The following is a 12,817-nucleotide window of genomic DNA, read 5'->3' as shown; positions in this document are numbered from 1 at the left end:
GGCGGCTCAGGAATGAGCTCTGCCACAGGGATTTGCGTGCGGGTCTTGCAAGAGTTGCAATGGGGCCAGATTCACGCAGTTACGTGGAGCCCTCCGCTCGAGACCCCACTGTACCACCACGCACGTCGACTGCGAGCAGGAGAGCCTCCCACGGGGTGTCGGTGACGCGTTCGGCGAGCTCGACGGCGTCCTGACGACTGCCGGGGCCGTCGGCGAGGACCAGCACACTGGGTCCCGCGCCGGAGACCACCGCGGCGAAGCCGGCAGCGCGCAGCGCCTGCACCAGACGCTGCGTCTCCGGCATCGCTCCGGCACGGTAGTCCTGGTGGAGGCGGTCTGCCGTCGCATCCAGGAGCAGCTCCGGACTCTGCATCAACGCAGCGATCAGAAGCGCGGAGCGGGAGACGTTGAACACGGCGTCGGCGGTGGAGACCTGCGGCGGCTGGAGCGACCGCGCCTGCGAGGTCGACATCGTGTACGCGGGGACCAGCACGAGGGGCGAGACCCCCCTGTGCACGAGGAGCTTCTTGTGCTGCGGTCCTCGCTCCGACATCCATGCGATCGTCAGGCCACCGAAGAGGGCCGGCGCCACGTTGTCCGGGTGGCCTTCGAGCTCGGTCGCCAGCCGGAGGAGATCCGTGTCACCGATCTCCACATCGCCCTCGAGCAGTCCCTTCGCGGCGAGCACGCCCGCAGCCACGGCGGCACCGGATGAACCGAGGCCCCTGCCGTGCGGCACGGCGTTCTCCGCGATGATCCGCAGACCGGGAACAGGGCGTCCGGCGTCGGCGAACACGTAGGCGATGGTGCGGACGATCAGATTCGACTCATCACGAGGGATCTCGGCCGCTCCGGAACCGGAGACCTCGATCTCGAGCTCGCCGGCCGGCAGGGCAGTGACCAGAAGCGTGTCGTAGATGCTGAGCGCGAGGCCCAGCGTGTCGAAGCCGGGGCCGAGGTTGGCGCTCGTCGCCGGCACCCGCACCTCGACGGTGCGTCCTTCGACGGCTCCGCCCTCCGCGGGGACGACGGGTGCTGTCATCGTCACTCGCCTTCCACCCGGAGCACCGAGACCACGCGTGCGACGACCTCGCTGTCGGCGAGAGCATCGACAGTCGCGCTCAGGGCCTGCTCGGTCGCGCGGTGCGTTCCGATGATCAGACGGGCCGTCGGCTCGTCCTCGCCTTCCACGGTCTGCACGACGGTGGCGACCGAGACATCGCCGTCGCTGAGGATGCTCGCGACCGTCGCGAGCACACCGGGCGCGTCCGCGACCTCGAGCGTGATCTGGTATCTGGTGGTGACGTGACCGATCGGCACGACGGGCAGGTTGGCGCGCGTGGACTCTCCCACCCCGACCCCGCCTGCGATGTGACGACGGGCCGCGGAGACCACATCGCCGAGCACGGCGGACGCGGTCTGCACACCACCGGCACCGGCACCGTAGAACATCAGCGAGCCCGCAGCCTCCGCCTCGACGAAGACCGCGTTGTTCGCACCGTGCACGGAGGCGAGGGGGTGCGATGCCGGGACGAGGGCCGGGTACACGCGCACCGAGATCGACTCGGCACCGTTGGCCTCGATCCGCTCGCACACGGCCAGCAGCTTGATCACGAAGCCTGCAGCTCTCGCCTCTTCGATCATCGATGCCGTGATCGAGGTGATGCCCTCGCGGTAGACGGCTTCCAGCGGCACGGCGGTGTGGAACGCCAGGCTTGCGAGGATCGCCGCCTTCTGCGCTGCATCGTAGCCCTCGACGTCCGCCGTCGGGTCGGCCTCGGCGTAGCCCAGCCGCTGCGCATCGGCGAGCACGTCGGCGAAGTCGGCGCCCTCGGTCTCCATCCTGTCGAGGATGTAGTTCGTGGTGCCGTTCACGATGCCCATGATGCGCACCACCCGGTCGCCGGCGAGCGAATCGCGCAGGGGACGGATGATCGGGATCGCCCCCGCCGCGGCGGCCTCGTAATAGACGGAGGCGCCCACCCGGTCTGCGGCCTCGAAGAGCTCGGGCCCATGAGTGGCAAGGAGTGCCTTGTTCGCGGTGACCACGTCAGCCCCGGAGCCGATGGCCTGCAGGATGTTGGTGCGGGCCGGCTCGATGCCGCCGATGAGCTCGATCACGATGTCGGCGCCCAGGATGAGCGACTCGGCGTCGGTCGTGAAGAGCTCCTTGGGCAGGTCGACGTCGCGTGGCGCGTCGAGGTTGCGCACCGCGATACCGGCGAGCTCCAGCTCGGCACCCGCGCGGTCGGCGAGTTCGTCGCCGTGGCGCAGCAGGAGGGCCGCGACCTGAGAGCCGACCGCTCCGGCACCCAGCAGCGCCACACGAAGTCGTCGGTATTCAGTCATGGTTGCTCCTTCGGAGGTGGGTCATTTGTCTCCCTCGGGGGCGTGCGCCCCGTCGATGCCCGCGTCGCGGGCCAGCACGTCGTCGATGGTCTCGCCGCGCACGATGACCGTGGAACGCCCACCGCGCACGGCGACGACCGGCGGCCGCGGGACGTGGTTGTAGTTGCTGGCGAGCGAGACGCAGTAGGCGCCGGTCGCCGGCACTGCGAGCAGGTCCCCGGGCACGAGGTCGTCCGGGAGGTACTCGTGATCGACGACGATGTCACCCGACTCGCAGTGCTTGCCGACCACGCGGCTGAGCCGCGGCTCGCCCTCCCCGACGCGTGAGGCGATCCGCGCCGAGTACTGGGCGCCGTACAGCGCCGGACGCGCGTTGTCGCTCATGCCGCCGTCGACGCTGATGTAGCGGCGGACGGCTCCGGTGTCGATCATCACATCCTTGGTGGTGCCGACCTCGTAGATCGTGACACCGGCGGTGCCGACGATGGCGCGGCCGGGCTCGAAGGACAGGGCGGGAACGGGGATGCCGCGGGCAGCGCAGTCGTCGGCGACCGCGGTGATGATGGCGCCGGCGAGCTCTTCGATGGGCGTCGGGTCGTCCACACGCGTGTACGCGATGCCGAAGCCGCCGCCGAGGTTGAGCTGCGGCACGGGGCCGTCATCGAGCAGAGCTGCATGCAGATCGAGCACGCGCGATGCGGATTCGCGGAAGCCGGCGACGCCGAAGATCTGCGAGCCGATGTGGCAGTGCAGGCCTGCGAACACCAGGCCGGGGATCTCCCGGATCCGGGCCACGGCCCGCTCGGCATCCGGCAGGGGGAACCCGAACTTCTGGTCCTCGTGGGCGGTGGCGAGGAAGTCGTGGGTCTCGGCATGGACGCCGCTGATCACACGCACGAGCACGCGCTGCGTCGCGCCGGTACGCGCCGTGATCGCTGCAAGGCGTTCGATCTCGATCGCACTGTCCACGATGATCGTGCCGACGCCGACCTCGACCGCGCGTTCCAGCTCGGCGACCGACTTGTTGTTGCCGTGGAAGCCGATGGAAGCGGGAGCGACCCCCGCGGCGAGGGCCACGGCCAGCTCTCCCCCGGTGCACACGTCGACGCGCAGTCCCTCGTCGACGACCCAGCGCGCCACGGTCGTGCACAAGAAGGCCTTGCCCGCGTAGTACACCTGCGCCGTGGTGCCGTTCTCGGCCGCTGCCCTGTCGAACGCCAGGCGGAATCTGCGCGCACGCCCGCGCACCTCGTCTTCATCGAGTACGAGGAGCGGAGTGCCGTAGGTGCGGGCCAGGTCCGTGGCGCTGACGCCGGCGATGTCGAGCACGCCGTCGTCGTCTCGCACCGCTGAGGCCGGCCAGACGCCGTCGGCGAGATCGTTCGCGTCCTCGGGGACGGCGAGCCATTCCGGGGCGAGCGAATCGGCAGGGAGAAGCACTGATCACCAATCGTGGGAAGGATCTCGGGCAGGGCGCGCACATCGAGGTTGACCCGATTCTAGGGCACCCACCCCGTCGCCTTGATCACGGTGACTCGCCGCGTCAAGCCCCTGCAGCACTCCGCAGGTGCCTCCTAAGGTGGGGGCGTGACGAACAGCGAGACAGCACACCAGGACACGGAGTCATCCGCGAAGCCGAAACCCGGACTGATCGCGCGCATCACGACGCCGGCCATCGCGTGGGCGCTCTCCCGGCGACCGGTCAGAGCCGCGCTGCTCTACTCCGAACGACGGGGCCCGATGCTGGCCGACAGCGTCACGTACCGCGCCCTGTTCAGCGTCTTCGCCGGGGTGCTGCTGGGCTTCTCGATCGCCGCGCTCTGGCTCGCGGGCAACCCCGACGCGTGGCGCGCCATCATCCAGGCGGTGCAGTCCGCCGTCCCGGGTCTGATCGGGAAAGACGGCGCGATCGATCCGAACGACCTCAAGGCACCCGCGTCGCTCTCCGTCGCGGGCATCATCTCGCTCGTCGCCCTCGTCGGAGCCGCTCTGGGAGCGATCGGCTCTCTCCGCACCGCCGTGCGGGTGATCGCCGGTACCGTCCAGGACGACATCCTCTGGGTGTGGGTGATCCTGCGCAACCTCGCCCTGGCGCTCGGGATCGGACTCGCCTTCGTGGCCTCAGCCGCACTCACCTTCGTCGGTCAGCTCGGAGTCGAGTGGATCGCCGACCTCCTCGGCCTTCCCGCCGACTCCCCCGCGGTCGCCTGGACCGTTCGGCTGCTCTCGCTGCTCGTGGTGTTCGCTCTCGACGCGGTGCTCATCATCGGAGTGTTCCGTGTGCTCTCGGGCGTGCGTCCCGCCGCCGGTTCCCTGTGGCCCGGTGCCCTGATCGGCGCCCTGGGTCTGCTGGTGCTCCAGGAGCTTTCCGGTCTGTTCGTCGGCGGCGCGACCAGCAACCCGCTCCTCGCCTCGTTCGCGTCCCTCCTGGCACTGCTGATCTGGCTGAATTTCTCGACCCAGGTGATGCTGTTCGCCTGCGCCTACATCGTGACCGCCGAGGAGGAGAGGTCCGACCGCGTGCATGCAAGGTTCGCGGCGACCACGTTCCCCCAGCGGCGGCTCCAGCGAGCCGAGGCCGAAGTGCAGATCGCGACGGCCGAGCTGCGGGCGGCACAGAAGGCTGTGGCCTCCGACGGGGCGTCCTGATGGGCACCGGCTGATCCGACGCTCGTTGTGACCAGATCGAGTAACCTGGTCACAACGAAGGAGGCTTCATGGAGCCACGTCGCACGAGCATCACTCTCCCCGGCGCCACGGTCTCGGTGCTGGAATGGCGCCCCTCATCCGAAACCGGCCTTCCCGTCCTGCTTCTGCACGGCGGCGGCGCCGACAACGCGCAACTCTCCTGGGGGGAGGTCGGCCCCGCGCTCGCCAGCGCCGGACACCGCGTGATCGCCCCCGACCATCCCGGTTTCGGCCGCAGCCCCCGCGCCGGCTGGCGCCTCACCCAGGAACACCTCGTGCGGTACGTGGGTGACCTCGTCGACGAGCTCGGCGTGGAGGACTACGCGATAGCCGGTCTTTCGCTCGGCGGTGGCATGACGCTCGGCCATCTCCTCGACCAGCCGGGCCGCGCGAGGACCGCCATCCTGCTGGGGTGCTACGGATTGATGCCGCGCCTGGCCGACGGGCTCTCCGGACGGATGACGCACTTCGGCACGTTCCTGCTGCTGCGCACAGGGCTGCTGGCGGCGGCCACGCGGTCCTACGCCCGCAACGCGGCCGCGATGGAACGAGGTCTGGCCACGCTCGTGAGGAATCCTCAGGCCCGCACTCCCGAACTCGTGAAGGCGGTGCTCGACGAAGCCTCCACCGGCACAGGCCTGACGAGCTTCGCGGAGTGGCAGCGCGATCAGGTGCTCTGGAATCGACTGCGCACGGTGTACACGCCTCGACTCTCCTCGATCACGACCCCCACGCTTCTCGTGCACGGCGATCGCGATACCGGGGTACCGCTCCCCCATGCCGAAGCCGCCGCGGAGCTGCTGCCCGTCGGATCCCTGAGGGTCGCCGGCGGAGCAGGGCACTGGGTGCAGCGCGACCGCCCCGACCTCGTCGTCCCGGCCATGCTCGACCACCTGGAGGGAGACCGCGATGCCCAGGCCCCGCGTCCCTGACCGCCACGATCGGATCCTCGACGCCGCGGAGGAGCTCGTGCTCGCCAACGGCTTCGACGCCATGAGCGTCGCCTCGATCGCCGAACGCGCCGGCATCGGCAAGGGCGCGGTCTACCTGGAGTTCGCCGGCAAGAAGGAGATCCTCGATGCGCTCCTGCAGCGGGGCACGACGAGGATGAACGACCGCGTGCGTCGTGAGCTGGGCGACCGGCCACGCCTGAGTTCCGCCTACCGCGCGTCCGCACGGGCTCTGAGCGAGGACGCACTGATGACGGCGGCGTTCCTCGACGACCGGGGCATCCTCGGTGCGCACGTGGCGGAGATCACGGACGGCCGGTACCGCGACCGGCAGAGGCGCGTCAACGAATGGCTGCAGGGTCTGCAGAGTCGAGGCGAGATCGTGGACGACGTGGATGTCGAGGCCCTCGCCCTCGCACTCTCCAGCGCATCGATCGGACTGCTCTCCGCATCGCGGTTGCTCGGCCCGTTCGAGCCGACGCTGCTCGAACGCGCCATCGACACGATCGGCCGCATGGCCGAGTCCTTCGAGAGGAACTGATCATGCACGTCGCGACCTACGGCGATCCGGTCGGACCTCCGCTGCTCCTCCTGCACGGCGGAGGCGTCGCCGGGTGGATGTGGGAGCCCGTCCGCGCCCACATCGACGACGGTGTGCGGTCGATCGTTCCCGACCTCCCCGGCCACGGACGCAGCACGGATGAGTCCTACGAGTCCCACGCGGTAACGGTCGCCGCGCTCGCCGGCGTGCTGCAGAAGCTCGGGCGACCGGCGACCGTCGTCGGGTTCTCCCTCGGCGCACAGCTCACCGTGCAACTCGCCGCGGAGTTTCCCGAACTGGTGAGGAACGTGATCGTCATCAGCGCCCAGGCCGTGCCGATGCGGATGACCCGCCCCACTCTCGCGCTTCTCGGAGCGACCGCCGGCCTCGCGAGGAAGGAGTGGTTCGCCCGGCTGCAGGCACGGCAGCTGTTCGTCCCGGACGAGCTCCTGGCCGACTACGTGCGCACATCCGCCGCCATCTCACGCGAGACGCTCCTGCGCTCCGTCGAGGAGAATCTCCTTTTCACGCCTCCCACCGGCTGGCAGACCTATAGCGGAGCCGCGTCTATCCTCTTCGGCGCCGAGGAGAAGTCGCTCATGCAGCGTTCGGCAGCGCTCCTGCAGGATTCACTGCCGCAGAGCACTCTCGAGGCCATCGATGGCTGCGGGCACGGCATCCCGCTGCAACGGCCCGCCTGGCTCGCCCGCCGCATCGAAGCGATGCTCGGCGCCCCCGACTCCTCGTGAACCGAGACCGCTGCCCGTCAGCTCGGGCAGACGCCCTTGCTCTGGAGAGCCTTGTCGGTGACGATCGCGCCGTTCACGTCGACGTCGATCACGGCCGCGTCGTCGACGATCTCGACCCCTGTGATCGTGAGTCCTGACGGCAGCTGGTCGGCGATGCACACCCGTTGGGGCTGCGTGAGTCCCTCCCCGAGGGCGCCGAGGGTGGAACCGACCCTGTCGAGGTCGACGTCGAGCCCGCCGATGCTGATGCCGACCGGCGTGAGCTCGAGGTCACCGTCGATGGTGCCGGGGGTGAGCGTGAGGGAGAGTGGCACCGCGGCTCCGAGCACGCTGATCGAGCCGCTCACCGTGGCATTCGGTGCCGCGAACTCCACCGAGTCGACCGGCAGATCGGTGCCGGCCAGGAGCGTCGTGAACTGCTCCTGGTCGACGCGGACCGTGCCGGAGGCACCGTCGAGGTCACCCCCGCGCAGCGGAACACCGGTCGCCGTGACGTCAGCGGCACCTGTGATCCCGTCCAACGTCACGGAATCGGTGGAGAGGTGCAGGGTGTCGAGGGTGCCGCCGATCAGCTGGGGCAGCAGGAGTCCCTGCGTCTCGACGTCGAGCTGCTGGTCGGCAGGGAGATCGAGCTTCTCGACGACGATCGACCGCACGACGCCGGGCAGCACCGCGCGTGCGATGAGCTCAGCCGCGACGACCAGGAGCGCGAGGACGACGACCACGACGAGAAGCACCCACGGCCACCGGTGCCGCTTCTGCTGTGGGGCGTCTGCACCCTGATCGGACGCATAACCCGGGATCACGAGCGTCGGATGCTCCGTGGCCGCGTCCGGGTAGGGCCGGGTGTGGTTGTCGTCGCTCATGCCTGCCATCCTGCCGCACGGCGAAGCCCGCCCGCCTGCACTACATGCGCTCCGGCGCGGAGACCCCGAGTAGGTCGAGTCCGTTGCGCAGAACCTGACCGGTGGCGTCGTTGAGCCACAGACGAGTGCGATGCACGCTCTCGATGGGGTCGTCGCTCAGCGGGATGACACGGCAGTTGTCGTACCAGCGGTGGTACAGACCGGCGAGTTCCTCGAGGTAGCGGGCGACACGATGCGGCTCGCGCACCTCGGCCGCGAACGCCACGATGCGCGGGAACTCCTGCAGCGCTCCGAGCAGTGCGCTCTCGGTCTCGTGGGTGAGGGTCTCGGGCGCGAACTCGGAGCGGTCGACGCCCGACGCGACCGCGTTTCGTGCCACGTTGTGAGTGCGGGCATGCGCGTACTGCACGTAGAACACGGGGTTGTCGTTCGTGCGCTTCTGCAGAAGCTCGGGATCGAGGGCGAGCGGCGAGTCCGCGGGAGAGCGCTCCAGCGAGTAGCGCAGCGCATCGGTGCCGAGCCACTCGCGCAGATCGTCCATCTCGATGATGTTGCCCGCGCGCTTGCTCAGACGGGCACCGCCGATCGAGACGAGCTGCCCGATGAGCACCTCGACGTTCTTCTCGGGGTCCTCCCCCGCCGCGCCGGCGATCGCCTTGAGGCGGTGCACGTACCCGTGGTGGTCGGCGCCGAGCAGGTAGATCTTGTCCTGGAATCCGCGGTCGCCCTTGTTCAGGTAATAGGCCGCATCGGCGGCGAAGTAGGTGTACTCGCCGTTCGAGCGACGGATCACGCGATCCTTGTCGTCACCGAAGTCGGTGGTGCGCACCCAGACGGCGCCCTCCTGGTCGAAGACATGCCCCTGCTCGCGCAGTCGATCGACCGCCTGGTCGACGAGGCTCACACCCTGATCGTTCTTGGCGTGCAGAGTGCGCTCGGAGAACCAGACATCGAAATCGACGTTGAACTTCGACAGGGACTGCTTCTGCTCTTCGAGCTGGTACTCGTAGGCGAGCTCGCGGGCGACGTCGACCTGTTCGTCGGCCGGCAGTTCGAGCAGGTCGGGACGCGCAGCGAGCACGCGCGCGGCGAGGTCGCCGATGTAGCTTCCGGCATAGCCGCCCTCCGGGGTCGGCTCTCCCTTCGCCGCGGCGAGGACGGAGCTCGCGAAGCGGTCCATCTGCGCGCCCGCGTCGTTGATGTAGTACTCCCTGGCGACGGTGGCACCCGACGCGGCGAGCACCCGGGCGATCGCATCGCCGAGAGCAGCCCAGCGCGTGTGTCCGATGTGGAGGGGGCCGGTCGGGTTCGCGCTCACGAACTCGATGTTGATGCTCTGACCCACCTGCGAGTCGTTGGTCCCGTACGCGTCCCCGGCGTCGACGATGATCTTCGCCAGCGCACCGGCGGCTGCAGCGTCGAGGCGGATGTTGATGAAGCCGGGGCCTGCGACCTCGGCGCTCGCGATGCCGTCGACGCCGGCGAGACCGTCGGCGATCTGCTGAGCCAGCTCACGCGGGTTCGTGCCGAGCGGCTTGGCCAGGCGCATGGCGATGTTCGACGACCAGTCGCCGTGCTCGCGGTTGCGGGGGCGCTCGAGCACGATGTCTGATACGGAGAGCTCAAGCGGCTCGCCGGGACGTCGTTCCTCGGCGATGGGTGCGAGGACGGCGAGGAGGGCTGCGGCGAGGGTTTCGGGGTTCATAGCCCCCTCAGTTTACGGGGCAGGACGACGCCGTCCGACGGCACGGACCGGGAGGAATTCGCGTTCGCTCTCCCGTGATCTACTCTCATCACATGAAGCCAGCCGCCGCCCGCCGCCGCCGGGGTGTCGCCGCGATCACCGCCGCCCTGATCGTGGCGGTCGCGGCCGTGGCTCTCGGCGTCTGGCGCCCGTGGGTTCCCGCCCCTCTCGCCGCCCCGATCAGCGCGGCCGCAGCGGGCGAATCGGACGCATCGGCGGTCATCGCGCCGCCACCGCTCGTCCTCCCGGAGAACCCCACCGTCCTGGTGTTCGGCGACTCCTGGACGTACGGCTCGGCGGCCACCCTCCCCACGCAGGGCTACGCCTATCTCCTCGCCGATCTCCTCGGCGGCCGGACCATCGTTGACGGCGTCCGCGGGAGCGGATACCTCAAGCCCGGAATCGACGGACCGACGTTCGGAGAGCGCATCGCCGCACTCGACCCGTCGCTGTCGCCCGATCTCGTGATTATGCAGGGCTCGATCAACGACCGTGCCCAGGGTGTCGCCGGATACCGCGAGGCCGTGAACGCCGCGTGGGACGCGATGGCTGCTCTCTACCCGAAGGCCACGATCGTGGTGCTCGGCCCGGCCCCGCACGAGCTTCCCGTCGGCGCGACCACGGCCCGCATAGACACCGACCTCGCGGAGCTCGCCGCAGCGCGCGGCTGGTGGTACATCTCCCCCATCGCCCAGGCCTGGATCACCGCGCAGAACTATCTCGACGTGATCGACGTGGAGGTCGGCCGCAAGCATCCGTCCACGGATGGGCACCGATACTTGGCCGAGAAGCTCGCCGCCGCCCTCGACGAGCTGCGCGCCGCGCCCATGACGGAGGCCGGTGGGTCGGAGACCACCCCCGACGAGTGATATTGTCGATCGGTACGCCTCCGTAGCTCAGTGGATAGAGCGCCGGTTTCCGGTACCGTAGGTCGCAGGTTCGACTCCTGTCGGGGGCACAACACCAGCAGAAGGCCGCTCTTCCGAGCGGCCTTCTCTCGTATCGCCTCGACGGGGGGCTCACGCTCCGCTGCGGCACCGCCCGAGACCAGTGGCTGCCGAACATCTGCGGCGGCCGAGGGTGCGCGGGCCCCGCAGGTTCCCAGGCCTTCCGGATAGGCTGTTGCCGTGCCCCTCCTCTCGATCGCCGGTTCGACGCGTGCCCCGCACCGTCTGCGTTCGGCGACCCCGATGAGGGAGTGGATGCGGATCATCATGCACCCGGGCACGAACGGATGGACCAGCGTGTGGGGCACCCTCTCGCACGGTGAGATCGCCGGCTGCCCGCCGCCACGGAACTAGACCACGCCTCGAACGGGGCGGTGGTCTTCTGCGCCATTCACCCCTTCTCTCGCGTGAGGTCTTTCCGTGTCTGCGAATCCTTCCCCTGCCCGCTTCTCCCTCGCCCCGCACGCCCTGTGGCAAGGCATCCGCTCCAACGCGCGCAGCGACGTGCTCGGTGGCTCGCTTCTGCTCGCGGCCACGTTCGCCGCGTTGGTCCTCGCCAACAGTCCCGCCGCGCCCTGGTACGAGTCCATGCGCGACTTCACCTTCGGCATCCCCGAGCTGCATCTCGAGCTCAGCGTCGGCGCGTGGGCGTCGGATGGACTCCTGGCGATCTTCTTCTTCGTCGTCGGGCTGGAGCTGAAAGAGGAGTTCGTCGCGGGGCGCCTGCGCGATCCACGCCGCGCTGCCCTGCCCATCGCCGCGGCCGTGGGTGGTGTGGTGGTGCCCGCGCTCATCTTCGTGCTGATCAACGCCACGAGTGGAGCGGATGCGCTGCGCGGCTGGGCGATCCCCACCGCGACCGACATCGCGTTCGCGGTGGCCGTGATCGCTGTCGTCGGCAAGTTCCTGCCGCCCGCGCTGCGCGTGTTCCTGCTGACACTCGCCATCATCGACGACCTCATCGCGATCACGATCATCGCGACCTTCTACACGGAGACCATCAGTTTCCCGTGGCTGATCCTCGCACTGCTCCCGCTGGCCGGATTCGCCGCCCTGGTGGCGAAGGGCGTGCGCGCATGGTGGGTCCTCCTGCCTCTCGCCATCGCGGTGTGGGTGTGCATCCACGCGTCCGGTGTCCACGCGACGGTCGCCGGCGTGCTGCTCGGCTTCGTCGTCCCCGTCACCGCGACGGAGCGCGCTCGAGTGCACACGGGCACCGACGCGGAGGGCCGTCCCGTGTACGACGGCATGGCCGCGCACTTCGCCGACCGGTGGAGCATCGTGGCCACGCTGTTCGCGGTGCCCGTGTTCGCGTTCTTCGCCGCCGGTGTCACTGTCGGCGGATGGGACGGACTCGCATCGGCGTTCACCGACCCGATCACGATCGGCATCGTCGTGGGACTGGTCGCCGGCAAGCCGGTCGGCATCCTCCTCACGACCTTCCTGCTGAGCCGGTTCCCCGCGCTGCGTCTCGACGAGACTCTCCGCTGGCCGGACCTGACGGGTATGGCGTTCCTCGCCGGAATCGGCTTCACCGTGTCCCTGCTGGTCGGCGAGCTCGCCTACGGGTCGAGCTCGGTCGCGGACGAGCACGTGAAGATCGGTGTGCTGGTCGGGTCGTTCGTCGCAGCGGTCCTCGGCGGGCTCATCCTGGCGCGGCGCAATGCGCTGGCCCGAGCGGCGCGTCGGGTCGAGTAGGCTGCCACGTCCGAGGCAGACGCCGTCCGCTCAGTGGTGGAAGGCCGATCGGGGCTTCTCGGTCGGCATCGGCGACTCGAGTGCGTCGAGGTAGGCGACTTCGGTCGCGATCGCCTGCAGCAGCTCCTCCGCGAGATCCATGCTCAGCCCGTTGCGCACGACGATGCGCTGCACCGTGATCTGCTCCAGGTCGGCAGGCATGGGGTACGCCGGCACGAGCCAGCCCTTCATGCGCAGCCGATCCTGCAGGTCGTAGAGCGTCCAGTTCTTCGTGTGCCCCTCTTT

12 protein-coding genes, 1 tRNA gene and 1 pseudogene are annotated in these 12,817 nt (G+C 69.4%); 8 read left to right on the top strand and 6 right to left on the bottom strand.

From position 1 onward, the window contains the following. Nucleotides 1-79: 79 nt before the first annotated feature. The 3 genes from thrB to lysA are packed head-to-tail and all read right to left on the bottom strand — an operon-like array spanning nucleotide 80 to nucleotide 3,789. Nucleotides 80-1,042 (bottom strand): homoserine kinase, encoded by a 963-nt coding sequence (gene thrB / locus AB4070_RS00070; RefSeq protein ID WP_441978393.1) that lies wholly within the window; start codon nucleotides 1,040-1,042, stop codon nucleotides 80-82. A 2-nt stretch (nucleotides 1,043-1,044) separates the two neighbouring features. Then, nucleotides 1,045-2,349, bottom strand: a complete 1,305-nt coding sequence (locus AB4070_RS00065; protein WP_046748226.1) for a homoserine dehydrogenase — start codon at nucleotides 2,347-2,349, stop codon at nucleotides 1,045-1,047. Between the two features lie 21 nt (nucleotides 2,350-2,370). Continuing rightward, nucleotides 2,371-3,789, bottom strand: coding sequence for a diaminopimelate decarboxylase (gene lysA / locus AB4070_RS00060; RefSeq protein WP_441978392.1), 1,419 nt, complete (start codon nucleotides 3,787-3,789; stop codon nucleotides 2,371-2,373). Between the two features lie 147 nt (nucleotides 3,790-3,936). On the opposite strand from lysA, the gene AB4070_RS00055 reads away from it, so the two are divergent. The 4 genes from AB4070_RS00055 to AB4070_RS00040 all read left to right on the top strand — a co-directional run bounded on the left by AB4070_RS00055 (nucleotide 3,937) and on the right by AB4070_RS00040 (nucleotide 7,277). After that, nucleotides 3,937-4,998: a YihY/virulence factor BrkB family protein gene (locus AB4070_RS00055; protein WP_441978391.1), complete on the top strand. Its 1,062-nt coding sequence runs from the start codon at nucleotides 3,937-3,939 to the stop codon at nucleotides 4,996-4,998. A gap of 68 nt (nucleotides 4,999-5,066) precedes the next feature. Beyond that, on the top strand, nucleotides 5,067-5,969 hold the full coding sequence (locus tag AB4070_RS00050; protein WP_441978390.1) for an alpha/beta fold hydrolase: 903 nt from the start codon (nucleotides 5,067-5,069) through the stop codon (nucleotides 5,967-5,969). Beyond that, nucleotides 5,947-6,528 carry a TetR/AcrR family transcriptional regulator gene (locus tag AB4070_RS00045; protein WP_441978389.1) on the top strand — a complete coding sequence of 194 codons (582 nt, stop codon included), beginning with the start codon at nucleotides 5,947-5,949 and terminating at the stop codon, nucleotides 6,526-6,528. Before AB4070_RS00050 ends, AB4070_RS00045 begins: the two co-directional genes overlap by 23 nt. 2 nt (nucleotides 6,529-6,530) lie before the next feature. Beyond that, nucleotides 6,531-7,277 (top strand): alpha/beta fold hydrolase, encoded by a 747-nt coding sequence (locus tag AB4070_RS00040; RefSeq protein ID WP_441978388.1) that lies wholly within the window; start codon nucleotides 6,531-6,533, stop codon nucleotides 7,275-7,277. A gap of 17 nt (nucleotides 7,278-7,294) precedes the next feature. Here the strand turns inward: AB4070_RS00040 and AB4070_RS00035 are convergent, their stop codons facing one another. Both AB4070_RS00035 and argS read right to left on the bottom strand, forming a co-directional pair. Beyond that, the gene (locus AB4070_RS00035) at nucleotides 7,295-8,143 is read right to left on the bottom strand and encodes an LmeA family phospholipid-binding protein (protein ID WP_441978387.1); all 849 of its coding nucleotides are present in this window, start codon (nucleotides 8,141-8,143) and stop codon (nucleotides 7,295-7,297) included. 40 nt (nucleotides 8,144-8,183) lie between these two features. Continuing rightward, complete coding sequence (argS, locus tag AB4070_RS00030; RefSeq protein ID WP_441978386.1) at nucleotides 8,184-9,848, bottom strand: arginine--tRNA ligase; 1,665 nt, start codon at nucleotides 9,846-9,848, stop codon at nucleotides 8,184-8,186. 92 nt (nucleotides 9,849-9,940) lie between these two features. Between argS and AB4070_RS00025 the strand changes: the two genes are divergently transcribed. The 4 genes from AB4070_RS00025 (at nucleotide 9,941) to nhaA (ending at nucleotide 12,532) form a co-directional block, all read left to right on the top strand. Beyond that, nucleotides 9,941-10,756 carry an SGNH/GDSL hydrolase family protein gene (locus AB4070_RS00025; RefSeq protein ID WP_441978385.1) on the top strand — a complete coding sequence of 272 codons (816 nt, stop codon included), beginning with the start codon at nucleotides 9,941-9,943 and terminating at the stop codon, nucleotides 10,754-10,756. Between the two features lie 16 nt (nucleotides 10,757-10,772). Next, nucleotides 10,773-10,845, top strand: a tRNA-Arg gene (locus AB4070_RS00020). A gap of 169 nt (nucleotides 10,846-11,014) precedes the next feature. Then, nucleotides 11,015-11,188, top strand: a complete 174-nt coding sequence (locus tag AB4070_RS00015; RefSeq protein WP_164734097.1) for a hypothetical protein — start codon at nucleotides 11,015-11,017, stop codon at nucleotides 11,186-11,188. A 66-nt stretch (nucleotides 11,189-11,254) separates the two neighbouring features. Then, a complete protein-coding gene (gene nhaA, locus AB4070_RS00010; protein WP_441978384.1) occupies nucleotides 11,255-12,532 on the top strand; it encodes a Na+/H+ antiporter NhaA in 1,278 nt (425 codons plus the stop codon). A gap of 30 nt (nucleotides 12,533-12,562) precedes the next feature. Here nhaA and AB4070_RS00005 read toward each other — a convergent pair. After that, nucleotides 12,563-12,817: pseudogene (locus AB4070_RS00005) on the bottom strand (glutamate decarboxylase); the annotation flags it as partial.

Origin of the sequence: Microbacterium sp. 2RAF4, assembly GCF_052115285.1 — a bacterium.
GTDB classification, from domain to species: Bacteria; Actinomycetota; Actinomycetes; order Actinomycetales; family Microbacteriaceae; genus Microbacterium; species Microbacterium oxydans.
Note: the sequence above shows the minus strand (reverse complement) of the source record. Positions and strands in the feature narration are given on the sequence as shown.

Excerpts from the sequence above, each read along its gene's own strand:
- thrB (WP_441978393.1), bottom strand. The coding sequence starts at position 1,042 with ATGACAGCACCCGTCGTCCCCGCGGAGGGCGGAGCCGTCGAAGGACGC.
- AB4070_RS00065 (WP_046748226.1), bottom strand. The coding sequence starts at position 2,349 with ATGACTGAATACCGACGACTTCGTGTGGCGCTGCTGGGTGCCGGAGCG.
- AB4070_RS00050 (WP_441978390.1), top strand. The coding sequence starts at position 5,067 with ATGGAGCCACGTCGCACGAGCATCACTCTCCCCGGCGCCACGGTCTCG.
- AB4070_RS00045 (WP_441978389.1), top strand. The coding sequence starts at position 5,947 with ATGCCCAGGCCCCGCGTCCCTGACCGCCACGATCGGATCCTCGACGCC.
- AB4070_RS00040 (WP_441978388.1), top strand. The coding sequence starts at position 6,531 with ATGCACGTCGCGACCTACGGCGATCCGGTCGGACCTCCGCTGCTCCTC.
- AB4070_RS00035 (WP_441978387.1), bottom strand. The coding sequence starts at position 8,143 with ATGAGCGACGACAACCACACCCGGCCCTACCCGGACGCGGCCACGGAG.
- argS (WP_441978386.1), bottom strand. The coding sequence starts at position 9,848 with ATGAACCCCGAAACCCTCGCCGCAGCCCTCCTCGCCGTCCTCGCACCC.
- AB4070_RS00025 (WP_441978385.1), top strand. The coding sequence starts at position 9,941 with ATGAAGCCAGCCGCCGCCCGCCGCCGCCGGGGTGTCGCCGCGATCACC.